We start from the raw sequence: 21236 nt of genomic DNA on the forward strand, positions 1-21236 counted from the left end.
AGACTTGCTCGGTGAGCATTCAGCATGACCCCGCGATCCGGGGATTCGCCAGCGACAACTACTCCGGCATCCACCCCGAAGTGCTCGAGGCCATCGCCGCGGCCAACGGCGGCCACCAGGTCGCATACGGCGAGGACGCCTACACGGCCCGCCTGCAGGAGGTCTTCCGCGCGCACTTCGGCGAGCAGGCCGAGGCCTTCCCCGTCTTCAACGGGACCGGCGCCAACGTCACGGGGCTGCAGTCGATGCTGCCGCGGTGGGGCGCCGTGATCGCCGCCACCACCGCGCACATCAACGTCGACGAGGGGGGCGCGCCCGAGAAGATCGGCGGCTTCAAGCTGCTCACGGTGCCGACCGACGACGGAAAGCTCACGCCCGAACTCGTCGATCGCGAAGCGTGGGGATGGGGCGACGAGCACCGTGCCCAGCCGCTGGTGGTCTCGATCACCCAGTCGACCGAGCTCGGCACGCTCTACACGGCCGACGAGATCAAGGCCCTCGCCGACCACGCGCACGAGCGCGGCATGAAGCTGCACGTCGACGGCGCCCGCCTCTCCAACGCCGCGGCAGCGCTCGACCTGCCGCTGCGCGCCTTCACGACGGATGCCGGCGTCGACGTGCTCAGCTTCGGCGGCACCAAGAACGGCGCGATGCTGGGCGAGGCGATCGTCGTGCTCAACCCCGAGGCCTCCGATGGTCTCGCGTACTCGCGCAAGTTCAACATGCAGCTGTCGTCGAAGATGCGCTTCGTGTCGGCCCAGCTCATCGCGCTGCTCGAGGGCGATCTGTGGCTGCGCAACGCGCGGCACGCCAACGCCATGGCGCAGCGTCTGCGCTCGGAGATCGAGTCGGGCATAGCCGACGGCTCCATCCGCGGCGTGGCGTTCACCCAGCCCACGCAGGCCAACGGCGTGTTCGCCACTCTGCCCGACGGCGTCGCCGACCGGCTGCGCGAGTCGTTCCGCTTCTACGACTGGGATGCCGCGCGCAACGAGGTCCGCTGGATGTGCGGGTTCGACACCCAGGAGGACGACGTCGACGCGTTCGTCGCCGAGCTCTCGCGGCTGACCCGGGGCTGATCAGGGGCCGACGATCCGCGCGAACTCCTCGCGGGTCGTCCGCAGATGCGCGCGCATCGCGGCATCCGCAGCCTCCGCGTCGCCGCGGCGCACGGCATCGAGGATCCGCTCGTGCGCATGCCAGCTCGACTCCTTCACGAAGTCGAAGCTCATCAGGTCGACCGGCTCGAACATCCGCACCCGCGCCTCCTCGACCGCGTCGCGCACGAACGAGTTACCCGAGGCCTCCGCGAGCGCGAGGTGGAAGTCGGTGTCGGCGATGCGCGACTGCGCCTTCGTGACCGCGGCGGCGAGGTCGTCCTGCGCGAGCTCCATCGCCGCCAGGTCGGCGTCGCTGCGGCGCACGGCGGCGAGCGCCGCTCCCCCCGACTCGACGATCTCGCGGAACTCGGTGAGCTCTCCGATCTCCGCAGACCGCGTGCGCACCTCCTCGCGGATCAGCCTCGGATCGAGGGCGGCATCCTGAGCGATCGCGCCGCCGGACGCCCCGCGGGTGATGACGATCTGCCCGCTGCCCTCGAGGATCCGCAGGGCCTGACGCAGCGTCTCACGCGAGACGCCGAGCTGCTCGGCCAGCCGGCGCTCCGGGGGCAGCCGGTCACCGGGACGGATGCGCCCAAGCGCCATCTCCCTGCGGAGGAAGCCGGCGACGGCCTGGTACCCCGAGACAGGCTGGAGCACGGCGCCGGAGAAGTCGCGTGCCGCGTCGTCACGCTCGCCCATCGTCGCTCCTCCGGTCAGAGGGGAAGGCCGGGGCGGTCCCGCCCGACGACCCGCTTCCCCACGAAGAAGTCAAGCACATCGTCGTCGCCGTGCCCGCCCAGTCCGCTGGCGCCGAAGAAGCTCTGCGCCGACTCGGGCGACATGTCGAGCACGCTCGTGCCGTTGACCTTGACCTCTCCCGCCACGAGCCTCGTGCCCAGCGCGGCCGCCGCGTCGGCATCCTCCCCGAAGACGTACCCGGCGAGTCCGACCTGGCCCGTGTTGGCGAGGCGCACCGCCTCCTCCTCGTCGTCGTACCCGCCTACCGTGAGCATGGGCCCGAAGACCTCGTCCGCCAGGCCTGGACCGTCGAGCACGGCCACCGTCGGAGCGAAGAACCAGCCGTCCGCCGGCACCTGGGAGACGCGGAGGATCTCCGCGCCGTCCGACGCCAGGCGTCCGCGCTGCTCGTCGAGCTCGTCGCGACGGGCGGCGAACGCGACCGGCCCGACCTCGGTGGCGTCGTCGAGGCTCGATCCGATGCGCCTGCGTCCGAACTCCTCGATCAGCAGCCGGGCGAACTCGTCGCGCCGTGCACGGTCGACGAGCACGCGTCGCGGCGCCTCGCACCACTGACCCGACAGCTTCAGCACGCCGTCGGCGAGCGCAGCGGCAGCCTGATCGAGGTCGGCGTCGTGGCGCACGATCGCCGGATTGTTCGAGCCGAGCTCGAGCTGCAGCCGCGCGAACCTGGCAGCGGCGGCGGTCGCGATCGCCCGCCCCGTCGGGGTCGAACCGGTCATCGAGATCGCCGCGATGCGCTTGTCGGAGACCAGCGCGCGACCGACGTCGCCACCGCCCTGCACGAGCCCCACGACGCCGTCGGGGATGTCGGCCTCGCGCACGCCCTCCAGCAGCACCTGCGCGCTCCACGGCGAGAACGACGACGGCTTGAGCACCACGGTCGCCCCCGCCGCCAGCGCGAACGCCGTCTTCTTCACGGCCATGGCGCTGGGGGCGTTCCAGGGCAGGATGAGCGCCGTCGGGCCCCACGGCACGCGGTGCAGCCGCACTCCGCCCTGTTCCGACGCCAGTTCGCGCACATCGCCGACCGCCACCGCGCGCCGCGCGGCATCCCGTATCGTCGCACCGTTCGACCCGCCGAACAGACGGGTCACCGAGATCGGCACGCCGCTGTTGAGCGCGTCGAGCAGAGCGACCTCCTCGGCGCGGTCGTCGAGCCAGGCGGCGAGGACCTCGAGACGCTCGGCGCGCTCCTCCGGGGCGAGCCCGCGCCATCGCGCATCGTCATGCGCTCTGCGGGCGGCCTCGATCGCACGGTCGACCTGCTCGGGAGAGCTGGATGCCGACGGCGCGAGCGCCTCTCCGGTGTTCGGGTCGTGCAGCCAGGGGCCGTCACCGCCGGCGCTGGCCTCGGGGGCGCCGCCGATCCAGGTGCGCAGGGCAGGGTAGGTCACGTCAGATCCGATCGAAGTAGCGGTTCAGATCCCAGTCCGTGACGCGGGACATGAACGTCGTCCATTCGTGCTCGAGAAGGATGCGCTGGTGAGAGATGAGCTCCGCATCCAGCAGCTCCCGCACGAGCGCGCTCTCCGCGAACAGCCCCGCGGCTTCCGAGGGGTTCGACGGCATCGCGCCGTCGCCGGGAAGGTCGTAGGCGCTGCCGGTCACCGGGTCGCCGAGCGCCGTCCGCCTCTGCATGCCGTCACGGGCCGACGCGAGGATGCCGGTGAGCGCGAAGTACGGGTTCGTGTCGGCTCCCGGCAGGCGGAACTCGAAGCGGAGCGCCGACGGCGAGTGTCCGACGACGCGCACCGTCGCCGTGCGGTTGTCGAAGCCCCACGTGCGGCCGCTGCCCGCGACGTCGGTGGAGTTGCTCCGGCGGTAGGAGTTCACGGTCGGCGCGTACCAGGCCATGAGCGCCGGCGCGTGCTCGAGCGCGCCGGCGATCGCCGAGCGCATGGTGTCGCTCAGATGATCCGACGCGGCGTCGTCCCAGAACAGCGCACTCCCCGCATCGTCGACGAACGACACGTGCACATGACAGGACGACCCGGGCTGGTCGTTCAGCGGCCTCGCCATGAACGTCGCGGACATGCCGGCACGCGCCGCCGTGTCGCGCACGGCCAGCTTGTAGAGGGCGTGGCGGTCGGCCATCTCGAGCGGATCACCGTACTCGAAGGTCATCTCCCACTGGCCGAGGCCCCATTCGCTCTGCGCGGCTTCGACCAGGATGCCGCTGGCGCGCAGATCGGAGCGCAGCTTCTGGAAGAACGGCTCGTAGAGGTTGCCCTCATGGATCATGAAGTCCGACGGGGTGAGCGTCGTGGGGTCGAGGTCGCGGAAGCCCGACCGGCGCAGCTCCCGCGGCTCGTTGCGGAACAGGTAGAACTCGAGCTCCGTGCCGGCGAGCGGCGCGAGACCGAGGTCGCGGAGGCGGGCGAGCTCCTGCTTCAGGATCACCCGGGGCGAGAGCGGCATCGGCTCGTGCGTGCGCACGTCGACGGGGTCGGCGAGGCAGATCGCGACGCCGTCGAGCCACGCCGCCGGCCGCAGGGTGTCGAGGTCGGGGATGAGCGTCACATCGGGGACTCCGTTGTGCATGCCGCAGAGCGCGAACCTGTTCGCGTCGATGAGGTCGAGGCCCTGCTCGATGTCCCACGCCCACGCGCACGTGCAGATGTCGACGCCGTTCTCGACGACCCGGCCGAAGCCTTCGACGGGGATCCGGCGGCCGACGAGACGACCCTGCAGGTCGGGAGTCGCCACGATGACGGTGCGGATGCCCGCGGCATCCAGGTCGTCCGGCGCCAGGCGTACGTCGTCGATCATCGCGTCAGCCACCCTCCGTCGACAGGGAGCTGGATGCCGTCGATCCACGAGGCCTCGTCGCTGAGCAGCCAGGAGACGGCCGACGCGATGTCCGCCGGCTGCCCCACCCGCTGCACGAGCAGCCGCTGCTTCATGAACTCCAGGGCCTCGGGACTCGTCACGCTCTCGTAGTCGAAGAAGTCTGTCGCGATCGGTCCGGGAGCCACGCAGTTCACCCGGATGTTCTTCCCTGCCAGCTCGACGGCGAGCGCCTTCGTGAGCATCGGCACTCCGCCCTTGCTGGCGTTGTAGTGCGGCTGTGCCGTGCCGGTGCTCGTCACGACGACGAGCGCCTCCACCGTGGAGAGGTTCACGATGGCGCCGCCGCCCGACTCGGCGATGAGCGGGGCGACCTCCTGCGCCACGAGGAACTGGCCCTTGAGGTTGATGTCGAAGACGAAGTCCCAGGCATCCTCGGTGAGGGTCTCGAACGAGTGCTCGGTGACCACGCCTGCGTTGTTCACCAGCAGGTGCAGCGCTCCCCATTCCTTCCTCGCCGTGTCGACCGCGGCGCGGATGTCGTCGCGCGAGCGCACATCCACCACCGCGGCGAGCGCGGTGCCGCCGCGTTCCTCGATGAGACGCACGGTCTCGGCCGCGCCGTCGGCCGAGATGTCGGTCACGAGGACGCGCGCGCCCTCTCCGGCGAGGCGGAGCGCCGTCTCGCGTCCGATGCCCGAACCGGCTCCGGTGATCAGGGCGTTCTTGTCTGCGTGTCGCATGTCTTCTCCTTGTCGGGTCTTCGCCGCCGCCGTCAGGCGATCTCCTGCGTCGCGGCTGTGGTCTGCTGCGGTACCGGTGCGGTCTGCGGGGTGGCGGATGCCGTCCGCTGTGTCGCGGCTGCGGCGCCGTGCGCCGCGAAGGCAGCCGCCCTGTCGACCAGCCAGCCGAAGATCGGGTCGGCGTCGAAGGTCTCCGGATGCCACTGCACCCCGACCACCGGCAGGCCCTCCAGCTCGATCGCCTCGACGACGCCGTCCGGCGCCCAGCCGGTGACGACGATCCCGTCGCCCGGCACGTCGACCGCCTGGTGGTGGAAAGAGTTCACGTGCACGACCTCGCCGTAGAGCATCCCGGCCACGCTGTCGGCGACGGTGCGCACCGGATGCACCCGGTGGGCGCGCGGGTATGCGTAGGAGCCGTGCGACTCCCCCTCGCCGGGTGCGAGATGCTGGTGGAGCGTTCCGCCGCGGACGACGTTCAGCAGCTGGGCGCCGCGGCAGATGCCGAGAAGGGGCACGCCGCGCTCGATCGCCGAGGTGATAAGACCCGACTCGAACGCGTCGCGCTGCGGATCGATCAGCGGCGTGTACGGTCCAGGCACCTGCCCGTAGAGCCGGGGGTCGACGTCGTCGCCGCCGGCGATGACGACGCCGTCCAGGCGCGAGACGAGCTCGTCCGGCGCGGCATCCATCGGGAGGTGCACGGGGAGGCCGCCTGCTGCGACCACGGACGTCGCGTACTCGCTGAGGTACGCCTCCAGCGGGGCGTCGGCGAAGCCGTGCGGCGCGCCGATCGCGGAGCCGCGCAGGCGGCGTCCGGAGATGCCGATGAGGGGCCGGGGAACGGTGGGGATGCTGATGATGTCCATCCTTCGTGTGCGGGGCGGTGTCAGACGTTCTCGTCGAAGCGACGCGTGATCTGCGCGTACGCCTCCGGTGATCTGCTCTTCATGATGGCCGCCTGGATCAGGCCGATCACCGGAGCGATCACGACGACGGCGAGCAGGGTGATGCTGATGGGGCCCCACGCGGGGTCTCCTGCTGCGTCGACGTCGCTCACCAGCAACGGGAAGTTCCCCGCGATGAGCACAGCCGACACGGCGAGCCCGATGAAGCCCAGCCCGGGTGCGATCGTGGTGTGCCAGGGGCTGCGCAGCACCCTGGTGCGCGCGAAGTAGACGATCACGGCGAGGCAGGTGACCGCCATGAGGATCACGATCGCCAGCGTGCCGATGCCGGCGAACCACGAGAAGATGTTCTCCGGGGCGAAGCCGAGCAGCGCGAACAGGATGATCGCGAGCCCCGACGTCGAGACCTGCACGATCGACGCGACGTGCGGCGACCCGTGGCGGGAGTGCACGGTGCCGACCCGGTCGGGCAGCACCCGCGCGTTCGCCATGGCGTGGTGGTAGCGGGTGAGCACGTTGTGCAGCGAGAGCACGGCGGCGAACATGCTGCCCAGGAACAGCAGCGCCACGGCGACCGAGCCGACCGGACCGAGGTACCGCTCGGTGACCCGGGTGATGAGGGTGGTCGGGTCGGCTGCGGCCTCGTCGATGATCGCGCCCTCGCCGACGCCCACGACGATGGTCCAGGCGGCGAAGGCGTAGAAGACGCCGATGACGACGGCCGAGGCGTAGGTCGCCCGCGGGATCGTGCGCTCGGGCGTGCGGACCTCGTCGCGGTAGACCACGGTGGACTCGAAGCCGATGAAGCTCGCGATGGCGAACATGAGGCCGAGGGCCGGTGCACCCGAGAGGATGTTCTGCAGCACGAAGGTGCCGAAGGTCACGCCGTCCGCGCCTCCGGTGATGAGGATCACGACGCCGAGCAGCACGACGATGCCGATCTCGGCGAGCAGCACCACGACCAGCACGCGCGAGCTGAGCTCGATCTGGCGGTAGCCGAGCGCGCCCACGAGCACGACGGAGGCGAGTGTGAGCAGCCACCACGGGATCTCGGGACCGCCGAGCAGCGCAACGCTCGAGCTGATGGTGGCGCCGAGGTACGAGAAGACCGCGATCTGCACCGTGGTGTAGCAGACGAGGGCCAGGTAGGCCGTGGCCAGGCCCGGCGTGCGTCCGAGGCCGTGCGTGGCGAACACGAAGAACGACCCGGCCCGGGGAAGGAAACGGCTCATCGCGGTGAGGCCGACGGAGAACAGCAGCAGGATCACCGTCGCCAGCAGGAACATCACCGGGAAGCCGATGCCGTTCCCGACGAGGTACCCGATCGGCACGAGACCGCCGACCACCGTGAGGGGCGCCGCGGCGGCGATCACCATGAAGGTGACCGCCACCGCGCCGAGGTTGCCGCGCAGGGTGCGCTCGGGCGGTTGTTGCGCGGACGGCGACGTCGTTGTCGAAGCATCCATGTCAAAGCATCCTTTTGCCGATTGGACTAATGGTCTAAGTTCTAGCCCATTAATACATGCGGCACAAGAGGGAATCGTGCGACGGTCTGGAGCTACGGCGCGACGCGGTGATGCGGGGCAGTCGCGCGACCGTCTGAGCGGCCTCAGCGCACGATCACGCCGGATGCGGGTTCGGTGGCGCCGTCCCGCTCAGCGCAGGAGACCGAGGCTGGCGAGGGCGTGGCGGATGAGCGTGCCGCGGCCGCCCTCCATCTCCGCCGCGACGGCGTCGGAGGCCGCGGCCTCCGGCGTGAACCACGTCACCTCGAGGGCGTCCTGCCTCGGCTCGCAGGTGCCGGTGACCGGCACGACGTACGCGAGCGACACGGCGTGCTGACGGTCGTCGTGGTACGCGCTCACGCCGGGGATCGGGAAGTACTCGGCCACCGTGAAGGGCAGGGGCTGAGGCGGCAGCAGCGGGAACGCCATCGGCCCGAGGTCGTTCTCGACGTGACGGAACAGGGCGTCGCGGATGGTCTCACCGAACCGCACCCGGCCCGACACGATGGTGCGCGTGATCTCGCCGAGCGGGGTCGAACGCAGGAGGATGCCGATCTCGGTCACCTGCCCCGATCCGTCGGTGCGCACGGGGATCGCCTCGACGTAGAGCATCGGCAACCGGCGCCGCGCCTCTTCGAGCTCGATGTCGCTCAGCCACCCGGGGTTGGCAGCAGGCGCGGGGCCCGATCCCCCGAAAGCGCCGAGCCCTTCGTCGTCGGGTTCGGGATCGGGATCAGGTGTGCGCACCGCCATGGTTCCTTTCTACCAGCCGTGCTCGTGAGGCGACACGGCACTACCGGCGACAGATCGCCGACACGCCCCGTTGTCGCAGGTGCCTGGCAGGATGAGGGGGTGATCGACATCGACGACGCGGCGACCCGATGGTCGTCTCCCGAGCGGGGGCGGATGCCGCTCCTCGTGCTGCTGCACGGATACGGTGCCGACGAACACGACCTGTACGGCCTCGTCCCCTTCCTCCCCGACGGTGTCGTGGTCGCATCGATCGCCGCGCCGCTGACGCCTCCGTGGCCGATGCCGGGACGCTCCTGGTATCCGATCGACGCGCTCGACGGACGCGACCCGGCGCACGTCACCGCCGCGGCGGAGGCCGTGCTCAGATGGCTCGACGCTGCGGCATCCGAGTTCACGCACGTGGCGCTGCTGGGGTTCTCGCAAGGTGCGGCCGTGTCGCTGCAGGCGCTCCGGCTGGCTCCCGAGCGGATCGGCGCCGTGGTCGCCCTCAGCGGGTACGCCGCACCGGGCGACCTTCCGCTCGACGAGACGATGGCCGAACTGCGTCCTCCGGTGTTCTGGGGGCGCGGCACGCACGACGACGTCATCCCCCGGTCCCTGGTCGAGCACACGGCCGACTGGCTCCCCGCGCACTCCGACCTCTCCGGTCGCGTGTACACGGGGCTGACGCACAGCATCTCCGAGCAGGAGCTCGGCGACGTCTCGACCTTTCTGACGCGCTGGCTCGAGGGGCTCCCGACCGACTGATCAGCGGTCGGGCTCCCGCTCTTCACCGGGGTCGGCGTCTCCGGCCTCACGCGCCTCGTCTGCGGCGCGCAGCCTCGCTGCGGCCACCGCGAACCCCGCGATGACCGCTCCGCCCGCACCCGTCCCGAGTGCGACCCCCACCGCCATGTCGTCGAGCGCCACGCCCAGGGCGACGCCGACGCCCATCCCGATCGCAAGGCCAGCGCCGAGTCCGGCGCGCTGCATGGTCTCGCCCAGTCGGGGGTCGCGGTCTGCCATGCGTCCACGCTAAGCCACCCGCTCTCGCTCCCTCCACACCCGACGGATATCACGGGCCGTCCACAGATCCCGGTGCTCTCCCGCTTGACCGCATCGCATATCGCAACGGACTGGAAGGCCGGCCGGACCGCACCGAGAATGAGGGGATGCTGAACATGACCGAGCCGCAGATCTGGACGATGATGAGCGCGTTCATCGCGCTGATGTTCGGTCAGCTGACGATCGTGCCGACGCTCTTCGTCCGAGTGGCCAGATCGGAGATCGGGACGGTGCGTGAAGAGATCGGGACGGTGCGTGAAGAGATCGGCACGGTACGCGCCGAGACCCGCGGGGGATTCGGTGTCGTTCGAGGTGAGATCGGAGTCCTGCGCGCCGAGACGCGTGCGGGCTTCGCACGCATCGACGGCCTCGACCGCGACGTGCAGGCCTTGGTGAAGCACACGTTCGGCATCGACCGCGGATAGCGGCGACACGCCCGGGGTTGCGTTCCGCGACACGCCCGGGTATCGTCGTGGAGTCCTGTCCGCCGTGTCTGGAAGTCCATTGATCTGAATCGTCGCCTCCGCGCTCCTCTGACCGCGCGCTGACCCGACGATCGCCGACTCCACGGCCGACACATCCCTCGCTTCGAGCACCCTTCTCGGTGTTCCAGGGGTCCGGTGTCAGTGCACCCTCGCACTCGACAGGAGATCTCATGTCAACACCCACTCTTCACGCATCCGTCGCCCTCGACCGGATCACCTTCACCTGGCCCGACGGCACGACGGCGCTGCACGAGGTCTCGGGCTCGTTCGGCACAGGCCGCACAGGCCTCGTCGGCCGCAACGGCGCAGGCAAGTCGACGCTCCTGCGCCTCATCGCCGGACTGCTCACGCCCACCTCGGGAGTGATCACGTCGTCCGGAGACATCGCCTACCTTCCGCAGCAGCTCACGCTCGACGTCGACCGACGCGTCGCCGACCTGCTCGGCGTCGCGACCGCTCTCGACGCCGTGCGCGCCATCGAGTCGGGGGACGTCGACCCCGTCCATTTCGATGCCGTCGGCGACGACTGGGACATCGAGGCGCGCGCGGCGGCCTCGCTCGCCGAAGCCGGCCTGTCGCCGGACTTCCTCGACCGCAAGGTGGGCGAGCTCTCCGGCGGCGAGGCGGTGCTCGTCGCGATCTCCGGCATCCGCCTGCGCCGCGCACCCATCACCCTGCTCGACGAGCCGACCAACAACCTCGACCGCGATGCGCGGGCGGCGCTGGCGGCGATGATCCGCTCGTGGAAGGGAGCGCTCATCGTCGTCAGTCATGACCTCGCGTTGCTGGAGTTGATGGACGAGACGGCCGAACTCTACGACAACACGCTGAGCGTGTTCGGCGGGCCCTACTCCGAATGGCGGGCCTGGCTGGATGCCGAGCAGGAGGCCGCACGACAGGCGGAGGTCGCCGCCAAGCAGGTGCTGAGAAAGGAGAAGCGACAGCGTATCGAGGCCGAGGTCAAGCTCGCCCACCGGGCGCGCACGGCGAAGAAGGCCGAGATCGAGAAACGCGTCCCCAAGATCGTCGCCCACGGTCGCAAGATGGCCGCCGAGGTGTCAGCGGGCAGGCTGCGCACCGAGGTCGGAGCCAAGGAGGACGCCGCGCGCTCTGCTCTCGACGAGGCCGGGCGCCGGGTGCGCTCGGACGCGACGATGAAGATCGAGCTGCCCGACCCGGAGGTCGCACGCAGCCGCCGCATCGCGATGCTCGGCGACGGCGAGCGCGAGTGGGTCGTGCAGGGTCCGGAGCGCGTCGCTCTCATCGGACGCAACGGCGCGGGCAAGACGACGCTGCTGGAGCGCCTGGTCGCGAGCGGCCGCTCGGGCACCGGAGATCCGCATGCGGGCGCCCCGCTCGGGGCCGGGCAGGCCGAGACGGAGCGACCGGTCCTGCGGACCATCGCACACACCGACCGCATCGGATACCTGCCGCAACGCGTCGACGGTCTCGACGAGTCGCGGTCGGTGTTCGAGAACGTGTCGGCCGCCGCACCCCACGTGCCGGAGAAGGAGCTGCGCAACCGCCTGGCGCGCTTCCTGATCCGCGGCGCTGCCGTCGACCGGCCCGTCTCGTCGCTCTCGGGCGGCGAGCGGTTCCGCGTGGCCCTCGCCACTCTGCTGCTCGCAGACCCGGCACCGCACCTCGTGGTTCTCGACGAGCCGACGAACAACCTCGACCTCGACACGGTCGACCAGCTCGTCGAGGCGCTCAGGACCTACCGGGGCGCCGTGCTCGTGGTGAGCCACGACGACGCCTTCCTCACCAGGCTCGACCTCGACCTCACACTCGAGATCGACGCCCACGGCGCGCTGCACGAGGTCTGACCGCGGAGGGGGAGGGGACGACTCCCCTCCCCCTCCCCGTGGTCACTCGTCGGCGTCGCACTCCCCGTCGGCAGCGCCGTTCGGGAACAGTCCGACGACCGTCTCGCCATCGGACTCGTAGACGTTGATGCACCCCTCGACCGACCAGGTGTCGCTGTCCCGGATGTATCCGTCCTCGCCATTCGTCGCTCTCGCGGCGATGAGGTCGGGAACTCCCTTGTCATTGGGAACACCGTACGTCTCACCGCGCGCGTTCACGCCCCAGTCCGATGTCTCCGAGGTGCCGTATCGTGCCGTGACCGTCCACGTCGTCCGAGGATCGGCGGTGATCGTGATCGAGGTGCTGCCGGGCGACGGGAGCAGGGCGTCCGAGACGTGGATGGCCTTGCCTCCTCGCACCGCGTCGGAGCAGTCCCACGACGTCGTCGCCGACGTGCCTGCCTGGCCGGGACGCACGGCGACTTCGACACTGCCTCCATTGCTGCACGTGAGGTCGAGGATCACGCGATCGGCTCCCTCCGGGATCGGTCCGAGTTCCACCGCCGCCGTTCCCGTGTAGGTTCCCGTCACGACCTGCTCGAAGGGTGTGACGGTGGTCGGCCCTGGCAGTGCGGCCACGGCCACCGCTGCTCCGGTGAGCGCCCCGGCGAGGGCCAGCGACCCGAACGCGATCGCAGCGGTGCGCGTGCGGCGCTGATGCTTCTGGAGGCGGCTGCGAGGAGTGCCGATCGCGGCGAGCTCCCGCTCGACAGCCTCCGCAAAAGCACGATCGATCGTGGGGCTCATGCTCGTTCTCCTTCCGTGAGGAACCAGGTCTTGTGCGCTGCGACCGGCCCGAGGTCGTTCTGCAGTCGGCGCCGCGCCCGCATGAGACGCGTGCGCGCGGCCCCGGGCGTGAGGTTGACGACGCACGCCGCGTCGGCGACCGTCAGCCCGTCGAGAGCCGTGAGAGTGAGCAAGGCCGCATCCTTCGCATCGAGCCGGCTCAGCGCGTGCCTCAGGTGGACGCCCAGCACTTCCGCCTCGATGACGGTCACCGCCTCGTCCGCTGCATCCGGTGCCGTGCCCTCCCGGGGCATCGCGGCAAGCAGACGCCGGTACCGGAGTCCCGCCCGCTTCTGGTTGCGCGCTGTGTTGGCGACCGTGACGAGAAGTCAGGGCAGTACCGAGCCGTCGACGACTGTGACGCTCCGTCGGCGACGCCACAACTCGAAGAAGGCCATCGCGGTCGCGTCATCCGCGTCGTGGCTCCGCTCGACCAGCGCGGCGGCCCTGCGATGGACCCGATCTCGATGACGGCGGAAGAGATCGGCGAAGGCCTCGCCGCTGCCGTTGCGTGCGCTCAGCCAGATCTCGGCCTCGTCGTTGTCTTCACTCATACTCGGGGATGTCCGGCATCCGCCGATGTGTCACACATCGGCGCCCGGCAATCCGCATCGCGTCGCCTCACCCCCTTCTGCTGCGCATCGCGCGCGTGTGCGCGATGCCCGGATCGGCGGCGAGCCTGGCGTACTCGTCGGACTCGCGCGGGACCAGTGCGACGCGCCCCTGATCGTCGCTGACGATTCCCCATCCGTAGCGCTTGCCCAGCGGCGATGACCGCAGGCATGCCTGTCCCCGCGAGAAGAACTCCTCGCGGGCGCGCTGGTCACCCGGATCCATCCCCTTCCGCCGCGCGTACGTCTCGAAGATCACGTCGTCGGACGTACGCGAGAACGGGTGCTCGGCGATCAGCTGGTAGTGCAGCGCCGCGATCGTCGGCGTAGCAGACGGAGGCTCCTGCGCGGCCTCGGCCGGGCAGTCCTCTGCCACCTCGATGAAGGTCGAGATGTAGTCGGTGGTGTGTGCGGCCATGCCTCCAGGATGCACCCCGGCTCCGACGTCCGCCCGCGCCGGCATCCGCTCGCGCCGGCATCCGCTCGCGCCGGCATCCGCTCGCGCCGGCATCCGCTCGCGCCCGCCTCCGCCGCGCCCGCATCCCCCGCGCCCGCGGCACGTACGTTTTGTCGGGAGAAATCCCAACTGTCGGGAGAATCAGGGCCGACACGCCGACACCCGGGCCACGGCTCCCGACAAAGTGAACACGAGCGGATGCCAGCACAACCCCGGACACCGGCCCAACCCCGGGCACCAGCCCGACCCGGGCACCAGCACAACCCGGGCACCGGCCCGACCCCGGATGTCGGAGGCAGGACGCATGATGGAGGCATGAGCGACGCGTCCAGAGACACACCGCGCGACGTCCTCGACCGCTTCACCCCGGCGACGCAGGACTGGTTCCGCGGTGCGTTCAGCGCCCCGACTCCCGCGCAGGCGGGCGCGTGGGAGGCGGTCTCGGCGGGGAAGCACGCTCTCGTGGTCGCTCCGACCGGGTCGGGCAAGACGCTGTCGGCCTTCCTGTGGGCCATCGACAGCGTGTTCCGTGCCGGCCCGCTCGAGAAGGGCGCCGCCCGCACCCGCATCCTCTACATCTCGCCCCTGAAAGCCCTCGGAGTCGACGTCGAGCGCAACCTCCGTTCGCCGCTGGTGGGCATCGGGCAGTCCGCGCGGCGCCTCGGCATGCCGGCGCCGTCCGTCACCGTGGGCGTCCGCTCGGGCGACACGACGTCCAGCGACCGGCGCAAGCTCGTCGCCGATCCCCCCGACATCCTCATCACGACCCCCGAGTCGCTGTACCTCATGCTAACCAGCCGCGCGGGCGAGACGCTGCGCGACGTGCACACCGTCATCATCGACGAGGTGCACGCGGTGGCCGCGACCAAGCGCGGCGCACACCTCGCCGTGAGCCTCGAGCGGCTCGACGCGCTCCGCCGCTCGCACGGCGCGGAGTCCCCGGCGCAGCGCATCGGGCTCTCGGCCACGGTGCGCCCGATCGACGAGGTCGCCCGCTTCCTCGGCGGCGCCGACCCTGTCGAGATCGTCGCGCCGCCGGCGTCGAAGACCTTCGAGCTGGACGTCGTCGTCCCCATGGACGACATGACCAATCCCCCGCCTCCACCGGGCGTCCCCGCTCCGGACGACGGTGAGCCCGCCGAGTACACCGAGGTCACCGGATCGATCTGGCCGCATGTCGAAGAAGCCATCGTCGACCGCATCCTGCAGAACAACTCGACGATCGTGTTCGCCAATTCACGACGTCTCGCCGAACGCCTCACCGGCCGCCTCAACGAGATCTACTCCGAGCGCATCGGCGTCGCGCTTCCCGACGCGACCGTGCCCGCCGCCATGATGGCGCAGGCCGGCGCCACAGCCGGCGCCGAGCCGGTGCTCGCGAAGGCCCACCACGGCTCGGTGTCGAAAGAACAGCGGGCCCAGGTCGAGGAGGAGCTGAAGTCGGGTGCGCTGCGGTGCGTCGTGGCGACCAGCAGCCTCGAGCTCGGCATCGACATGGGCGCGGTCGACCTGGTGATCCAGGTCGAGGCCCCGCCCTCCGCGGCATCCGGCCTGCAGCGCGTCGGCCGAGCAGGCCATCAGGTCGGCGAGATCAGCCGGGCGGCCCTCTTCCCGAAGCACCGCGGGGATGTGCTGCACACGGCCGTGGTGACGGAACGGATGCTGGCGGGCAAGATCGAGGCGATCCAGGTCCCGCGCAATCCGCTCGACATCCTCGCCCAGCAGACGGTGGCGGCGAGCGCGCTCGGCGAGATCAGCGTGGAGGAGTGGTTCGAGACGGTCCGCCGCTCTGCGCCGTTCCACTCGCTCCCCCGGTCGGCGTACGAGGCCACGCTCGACCTCCTCGCCGGACGCTTCCCCTCCGACGAGTTCGCCGAGCTGCGGCCGCGGCTGGTGTGGGACCGCGACGCCGGTACGCTCACCGGCCGTCCGGGCGCGCAGCGCATCGCCGTCACCAGCGGCGGCACCATCCCCGACCGCGGTCTCTTCGGAGTCTTCGTCGCCGGAGAGACGACGGGCGCGCGTGTCGGCGAGCTCGACGAAGAGATGGTCTACGAGTCGCGTGTCGGCGACGTGTTCACGCTCGGCACCACGAGCTGGCGCATAGCCGAGATCACTCATGATCGTGTCAATGTGATTCCGGCATACGGTCAGCCCGGCAAGGTGCCGTTCTGGCACGGTGACGGCCTCGGCAGGCCCTTCGAACTCGGCGAGGCGCTCGGCCGCTTCTCGCGTGAGGTCTCGTCCGCTACCCCGGACAAGGCAGAGCGACGCCTCATCGACGCGGGGCTCGACGAGCAGGCGCGCGCGAACCTCCTGGCGCACCTCCGCGAGCAGCGCGAGGCGACGGGCACCCTCCCCACCGACCGCACGCTGACCGTCGAACGCGGACATGACGAGGTCGGCGACTGGCGCGTGATCCTGCATTCCCCGTACGGCATGAAGGTGCATGCGCCCTGGGCGCTGGCCATCAACGCGCGGGTTCGCGAGCGACTGGGGGTTGAGGGCTCGGCGGTCGCGAGCGACGACGGCATCATCGTGCGCATCCCGGATGCCGAGGCGGAGCCCCCGGGTGCGGAGCTGTTCGTGTTCGACCCCGATGAACTGGAGCAGCTCGTGACCCAGGAGGTCGGCGGCTCGGCGCTTTTCGCCTCGCGATTCCGCGAGTGCGCAGCTCGCGCGCTGCTGATGCCGCGCACGAACCCGAACCGCCGCACGCCGCTCTGGCAGCAGCGTCAGCGCTCGGCGCAGCTCCTCGAGGTCGCACGCCGGCATCCGACGTTCCCCGTCATCCTTGAGACCCTGCGTGAGGTGCTGCAAGACGTCTACGACCTCCCCTCGCTGCGACGCCTCGCGACGGAGATCGCCGACCGCCGCATCCGACTCGTCGAGACGCAGCCGTCTCAGCCGTCGCCTTTCGCGCGTGATCTGCTCTTCGGATACGTGGGCGCCTTCATGTACGAGGGCGACTCGCCCCTCGCGGAACGCCGGGCGGCAGCGCTGTCGGTCGACCCCGCGCTGCTCGGGGAGCTGCTGGGCACGGTCGAGCTCCGCGAACTCCTCGACCCCGAGGTCATCGCCCAGTTCGAGCGCGAGGCGCAGCGCCTCGATCCCGAGCGCAAGGCGCGCGGACTGGAGGGGGTCGCCGACCTGCTGCGGATGCTGGGCCCGCTCGACGCCACGGAGGTCGCCGACCGGCTGGAGGCGCCCGGTGAGGCCGCGGCTCACCTCGACGCCCTCGTCACGGCGCGGCGGGCCATCCCCGTCACGATCGCCGGCGTCTCGCGCGTCGCGGCGATCGAAGACGCCGGCCGGCTGCGCGACGCACTGGGTGCCGCTCTCCCCACCGGCATCCCCGTCGCGTTCCTCGAACCGCTCGCGGATCCTCTCGGCGACCTCCTCGCGCGGTACGCCCGCACCCACGGACCGTTCACGACGGATGCCGTTGCGTCGCGGTTCGGGATCGGAGCCGCCGTCGCCCGGCACGCGCTGCAGCGCCTGGAGCACGCGGGGCGGCTCGCGAGCGGCTACTTCCTGCCGACGGCGGCGGGCTCCGGCGACGACCTCGAGTGGTGCGACGCCGAGGTGCTGCGGCGGCTGCGGATGCGCTCGCTCGCCGCGATCCGCGGCAGCGTCGAGCCCGTGCCGCCCGAGGCGTACGCGCGGTTCCTCCCCGACTGGCAGCATCTGACTCGGCCGCTCGAAGGGCTCGACGGCGTCATGACCGTCGTCGAGCAGTTCGCAGGGGTGCCGATTCCGGCGAGCGCATGGGAGTCGCTGGTCCTGCCGTCGCGCGTCCGCGACTACTCCCCCGCGCTGCTCGACGAGCTCACGGCGTCGGGCGAGGTGATCTGGTCAGGGCACGGCACGCTCCCCGGCCGCGATGGGTGGGTGTCGCTGCACCCCGCCGATCTCGCCCCGTTCACGCTCCCCGAGCCGGAGGACGAGGTCGCCCCCGAGTCGCTGGACGCGCGCATCCTCGCGGCGCTCGGAGCCGGAGGCGCGTACTTCGCCGCGCAGCTGAAGGAGATGACCGGCGCGGAGAACGAGCAGTCGGTGCGGGAAGCGCTGTGGAACCTGACGTGGGCGGGCCGGGTCACGAACGACACCTTCGCTCCCATCCGCGGGCTGCTCGCCGGCGGTTCCCAGGCGCACAAGGTCACCCGACGCGCACCCCGCGCCCGCACCTACCACGGCATGTCACTCACGCGCACCGCTCCGCGACCCACGTCCCTCGGCGGGCGCTGGTCGCTTCTCCCGCCAGCCGAGTCCGACCCCTCACGCCGCGCGACCGTGACCGCGGGGCTGCTGCTCGACCGCTACGGCGTGGTAACCCGCGGCGCGGTGCAGGCCGAAGGCGTCCCCGGCGGCTTCGCGCAGGCGTATCGCGTGCTCGCCGGGTTCGAAGAGGCCGGACATTGCCGGCGCGGCTACGTGATCGAGAAGCTCGGGGCCGCGCAGTTCGCGGCATCCGCCACCGTCGATCGCCTGCGGACGTTCGCCGGACTCGCCGACCCTCCGCCGCGCACGGCGATCACGCTCGCGGCGACAGACCCCGCCAACCCCTACGGTGCCGCGCTCGCGTGGCCGCGACTCGACGGCGTGTCGGCGCGGCCAGGACGCAAGGCGGGCGCCCTCGTGGTGCTCGTCGACGGATCGCTCGTGCTCTCCCTCGAGCGCGGAGGACGCTCCGTGCTGGCCTTCACCGACGACGCCGACGTGCTGGGCGCCGCCGCTGCCGACCTCGCCGGCACCGCGCGTGCGCGCCGCCTCGACACCCTCACGGTCGAGAAGGTCAACGGCGAAGGCATATACGGAACCGATCTCGCGCGCGCGCTGCAGGAGGCGGGATTCGTGGCCACCCCCCGCGGATACACGCTCAGGAAGGTCGTCTGACCGCGCGGCGCGGAGGGACTGGCATAGGGTGTCGACCATGATCTCGGAGTTCAGCGCGGGCGTCCGCACGCTCGTGCGCGGCTTCGCGTTCTTCCGCACGCGGCCCGGCCTCATGACGCTGGGCCTTCTGCCTGCGGTCATCGCGATCCTCGCGCTGGGTGCCCTGCTCGTACCACTCGTGCTCGGCATGCCCGCCATCTCCGCGTGGCTGACGCCGTTCGCCGAGAACTGGCCCGCACCGTGGCAGGGGCTGCTGCGGGCCGCGGTCGGCTTCGTCGTCGCTGCCGCCGCGATCGCGCTGGCGAGCGCAACCTTCACGGCGCTGACGCTCACGATCGGCGATCCGTTCTATCAGCGCATCTGGCGCGCGATGGAGGTCGACCTCGGCGACCCGCCGCCGGCCGACGGCGGACGCTTCTGGACAACGGTCGCCGAGGCGCTGCGCCTTCTCGTGCTCGGCGTGCTGATCGCGCTGTTCGTCCTGCTCATCGGTTTCATCCCCGTCGTGGGCGGGGTTCTCGGCCCCGTCACGGGCGTGATCCTCTCCGGCCGCCTGCTCGCCAGGGAACTGACGGGACGCTCCTTCGACGCGCGCGACCTCACGCCCGGGCAACGATCGGCGTTGTTCTCCCGCAGCAGATCGCGCGTCCTCGGATTCGGCGTCGCGACGCAGCTGTGCTTCCTGATCCCGGGCGGCGCCATCGTCGTGATGCCGGTGGCGGTCGCCGCCTCGGCCGTTCTGGCACGGGACGTCCTCGCACGTGCCGGAGCCGCGGATGCCGGTGCCGCAGGAGCGGGAGCCACGGATGCCGCAAAGACCGGAGTACGTGGCGCGCGTGCCCATGCGCCCGGGCAGGGCGGAGCGGATGCCAGTGCCGGAACGGCGGGGGCCGGAAGCGCTCCGGTGCGGCCGCTCGATCGCCCGCACCCTTCACCCCCGGCACCCCCACCCCCGCCACCGCCTCCGCCGCCGCCTCCTCCGCCGCCACCCCCACCGCCGGGGGTGGGCTGATGCCCGAGGGCGACACCGTCTTCCGCACCGCGAAGCGCCTCGATCAGGCCCTGGCCGGCGTCGAGGTCACCCGATTCGACATCCGCGTGCCGCGCGCCGCCACGGCCGACCTCACCGGCCAGACCGTGCACGGGGCGGTGTCCCGCGGCAAGCACCTCCTGCTGCGCATCGGCGACAGCACGCTCCATTCTCACCTGCGTATGGAGGGAGCGTGGTTCGTCTACCGGCCGGGCGAACGGTGGCGGCATCCGGCGTTCCGGGTGCGGGCGATCGTGGGCACGGCCGAGCGCGAGGCCGTCGGCGTCGACCTCGCCGAGGTCGAGCTGGTCCCCACCCGTGATGAGGCGTCGCTCGTCGGCTACCTCGGCCCCGACCCGCTCGCCCCCGACTGGGACGCGGCCGAAGCAGTGAGGCGGATGCAGGCCGACCACCGCAGCATCCACGTCGTTCTGCTCGACCAGCGCAACGTCGCGGGGTTCGGCAACGAATACGCCGCCGAACTGCTCTTCCTCCGCGGAGTGCTGCCGACGACTCCGACCACGGAGGTTGACGTCGCGGCCCTCCTCGATCTGGGCGTCCGCACGATCCGCGCGAACCGCGACCGGGCCGATCGCACCTTCACCGGAGTGAACCGCCCGGGCCAGACGACGTGGGTGTACGGACGCGCCGGCCGCCCCTGCCGCCGGTGCGGCACCCTGATCCGCCGCGGCGCACAGGGAGCCGATCCGACCAAGGAGCGCATCACGTTCTGGTGCCCGAACTGCCAGCGGTGACCGGCATCCGAGCGAGAGCGTGGCCTCGTGCCACGCCACCGCGCCCCGCATCCCCGTGAGGGAATGAATCGGGGTCCTCCGTGGTTGTTGATATATCCGGAAGAACTCCGGAGCACGGGGTTCGTCCCGTGAACAGATCCGGTCCGAATACGGAGGAACGGTGGGCAAGAACTACGTCGACATCGACAACGACGAAGGCGGCACGCTGCGTTACCGCAAGCATGTCAACGGTCGCGGTCTCGTCGCGCATGGCGCGAAAGTGCACCCCAAGGCGCATGTCGAAGCGGGTGCCTACATCGAACCCGGTGCACGCGTCGGCGCCGGCGCGACCATCGCGCGGGGCGCGTGGATCGACACGGACGCCGTCATCGGCGAGAACGCGCACATCGAGGCGCACGCACACATCGGTCAGGGTGCCGCGGTAGGCCCCGGGGCCACGGTCGGCGTCCGTACCGAGGTGGGCCCGGGGGCCCGCATCGTGCGGGGCGCCCGCATCGGCGACGACGAGACCGTCGCGCCCGGACTCACGGTCGCCACCGACCGCAAGGGCCTCTGGCTCGCCGCCTGAGACCCTACCGAGATCATCATGATTGCGCTCGCGCATCGTGAGATCTTCCACTGACACACGGCACTGACCGCGGCCGCCGGACGACCGCATGGTCGACCGGCGGCTTTCGTCGTCTCCCCGCAGATGACGGCATGCCGGCATGCGGCGTTGTGCCCATCGGCGGGGCGGGCATCACCGC

Annotated in this window: 20 protein-coding genes; 8 read left to right on the forward strand and 12 right to left on the reverse strand. The window is 71.0% G+C overall.

The genetic code is table 11. The features are described 5' to 3' along the window. The first annotated feature begins 11 nt into the window (after positions 1–11). Positions 12–1079 (forward strand): threonine aldolase family protein, encoded by a 1068-nt coding sequence (locus AB663_RS01050; protein WP_067194700.1) that lies wholly within the window; start codon positions 12–14, stop codon positions 1077–1079. Here the strand turns inward: AB663_RS01050 and AB663_RS01055 are convergent, their stop codons facing one another. From AB663_RS01055 to AB663_RS01085, 7 genes are all read right to left on the reverse strand, one after another. Further along, on the reverse strand, positions 1080–1802 hold the full coding sequence (locus AB663_RS01055; RefSeq protein WP_067194703.1) for a FadR/GntR family transcriptional regulator: 723 nt from the start codon (positions 1800–1802) through the stop codon (positions 1080–1082). It lies immediately after the preceding gene. A 14-nt stretch (positions 1803–1816) separates the two neighbouring features. Further along, the gene (locus AB663_RS01060) at positions 1817–3259 is read right to left on the reverse strand and encodes an aldehyde dehydrogenase family protein (protein ID WP_067194706.1); all 1443 of its coding nucleotides are present in this window, start codon (positions 3257–3259) and stop codon (positions 1817–1819) included. A gap of 1 nt (position 3260) precedes the next feature. Beyond that, positions 3261–4634, reverse strand: coding sequence for a glutamine synthetase family protein (locus tag AB663_RS01065; protein WP_157540795.1), 1374 nt, complete (start codon positions 4632–4634; stop codon positions 3261–3263). After that, positions 4631–5395, reverse strand: coding sequence for an SDR family NAD(P)-dependent oxidoreductase (locus AB663_RS01070; RefSeq protein WP_067194711.1), 765 nt, complete (start codon positions 5393–5395; stop codon positions 4631–4633). The genes AB663_RS01065 and AB663_RS01070 overlap by 4 nt, the downstream gene beginning before the upstream one ends. Before the next feature lie 32 nt (positions 5396–5427). Further along, positions 5428–6264, reverse strand: a complete 837-nt coding sequence (locus tag AB663_RS01075; RefSeq protein ID WP_083511040.1) for a gamma-glutamyl-gamma-aminobutyrate hydrolase family protein — start codon at positions 6262–6264, stop codon at positions 5428–5430. Positions 6265–6284: 20 nt separating this feature from the next. Further along, positions 6285–7769: an APC family permease gene (locus AB663_RS01080; RefSeq protein ID WP_067194714.1), complete on the reverse strand. Its 1485-nt coding sequence runs from the start codon at positions 7767–7769 to the stop codon at positions 6285–6287. A gap of 189 nt (positions 7770–7958) precedes the next feature. Beyond that, a complete protein-coding gene (locus tag AB663_RS01085) occupies positions 7959–8561 on the reverse strand; it encodes a DUF4916 domain-containing protein (RefSeq protein ID WP_067194717.1) in 603 nt (200 codons plus the stop codon). Between the two features lie 102 nt (positions 8562–8663). On the opposite strand from AB663_RS01085, the gene AB663_RS01090 reads away from it, so the two are divergent. Then, entirely contained in the window at positions 8664–9308 is a 645-nt protein-coding gene (locus AB663_RS01090) for an alpha/beta fold hydrolase (RefSeq protein WP_083511304.1), read from the forward strand. Here the strand turns inward: AB663_RS01090 and AB663_RS01095 are convergent, their stop codons facing one another. Further along, complete coding sequence (locus AB663_RS01095) at positions 9309–9566, reverse strand: hypothetical protein (RefSeq protein WP_157540799.1); 258 nt, start codon at positions 9564–9566, stop codon at positions 9309–9311. 146 nt (positions 9567–9712) lie between these two features. Here AB663_RS01095 and AB663_RS01100 point away from each other — a divergent pair, with 146 nt between their 5' ends. After that, on the forward strand, positions 9713–10030 hold the full coding sequence (locus tag AB663_RS01100) for a hypothetical protein (RefSeq protein ID WP_067194720.1): 318 nt from the start codon (positions 9713–9715) through the stop codon (positions 10028–10030). A 230-nt stretch (positions 10031–10260) separates the two neighbouring features. Beyond that, positions 10261–11916 (forward strand): ABC-F family ATP-binding cassette domain-containing protein, encoded by a 1656-nt coding sequence (locus AB663_RS01105; RefSeq protein WP_067194723.1) that lies wholly within the window; start codon positions 10261–10263, stop codon positions 11914–11916. Positions 11917–11958: 42 nt separating this feature from the next. Here the strand turns inward: AB663_RS01105 and AB663_RS01110 are convergent, their stop codons facing one another. The 4 genes from AB663_RS01110 to AB663_RS01125 form a co-directional block, all read right to left on the reverse strand. Beyond that, positions 11959–12702 carry a hypothetical protein gene (locus AB663_RS01110; RefSeq protein ID WP_067194726.1) on the reverse strand — a complete coding sequence of 248 codons (744 nt, stop codon included), beginning with the start codon at positions 12700–12702 and terminating at the stop codon, positions 11959–11961. Next, positions 12699–12995, reverse strand: coding sequence for a sigma factor-like helix-turn-helix DNA-binding protein (locus tag AB663_RS01115; protein WP_083511041.1), 297 nt, complete (start codon positions 12993–12995; stop codon positions 12699–12701). The genes AB663_RS01110 and AB663_RS01115 overlap by 4 nt, the downstream gene beginning before the upstream one ends. Positions 12996–13070: 75 nt before the next feature. Then, the gene (locus tag AB663_RS01120; protein WP_067194732.1) at positions 13071–13295 is read right to left on the reverse strand and encodes a sigma factor; all 225 of its coding nucleotides are present in this window, start codon (positions 13293–13295) and stop codon (positions 13071–13073) included. Positions 13296–13362: 67 nt separating this feature from the next. Then, positions 13363–13770, reverse strand: coding sequence for a DUF6157 family protein (locus AB663_RS01125; protein WP_067194735.1), 408 nt, complete (start codon positions 13768–13770; stop codon positions 13363–13365). A 354-nt stretch (positions 13771–14124) separates the two neighbouring features. Here AB663_RS01125 and AB663_RS01130 point away from each other — a divergent pair, with 354 nt between their 5' ends. The 4 genes from AB663_RS01130 (at position 14125) to AB663_RS01145 (ending at position 21058) form a co-directional block, all read left to right on the forward strand. After that, complete coding sequence (locus tag AB663_RS01130) at positions 14125–18705, forward strand: ATP-dependent helicase (RefSeq protein ID WP_067194738.1); 4581 nt, start codon at positions 14125–14127, stop codon at positions 18703–18705. A 37-nt stretch (positions 18706–18742) separates the two neighbouring features. Next, positions 18743–19717, forward strand: a complete 975-nt coding sequence (locus AB663_RS01135) for an EI24 domain-containing protein (RefSeq protein WP_232304597.1) — start codon at positions 18743–18745, stop codon at positions 19715–19717. Continuing rightward, positions 19717–20490, forward strand: coding sequence for a DNA-formamidopyrimidine glycosylase family protein (locus AB663_RS01140; RefSeq protein ID WP_067194742.1), 774 nt, complete (start codon positions 19717–19719; stop codon positions 20488–20490). Before AB663_RS01135 ends, AB663_RS01140 begins: the two co-directional genes overlap by 1 nt. A gap of 160 nt (positions 20491–20650) precedes the next feature. After that, positions 20651–21058 (forward strand): transferase, encoded by a 408-nt coding sequence (locus AB663_RS01145; RefSeq protein ID WP_067194745.1) that lies wholly within the window; start codon positions 20651–20653, stop codon positions 21056–21058. Positions 21059–21236 lie beyond the last annotated feature (178 nt).

Origin of the sequence: Microbacterium sp. XT11 (assembly GCF_001513675.1) — a bacterium.
Classification (GTDB): domain Bacteria; phylum Actinomycetota; class Actinomycetes; order Actinomycetales; family Microbacteriaceae; genus Microbacterium.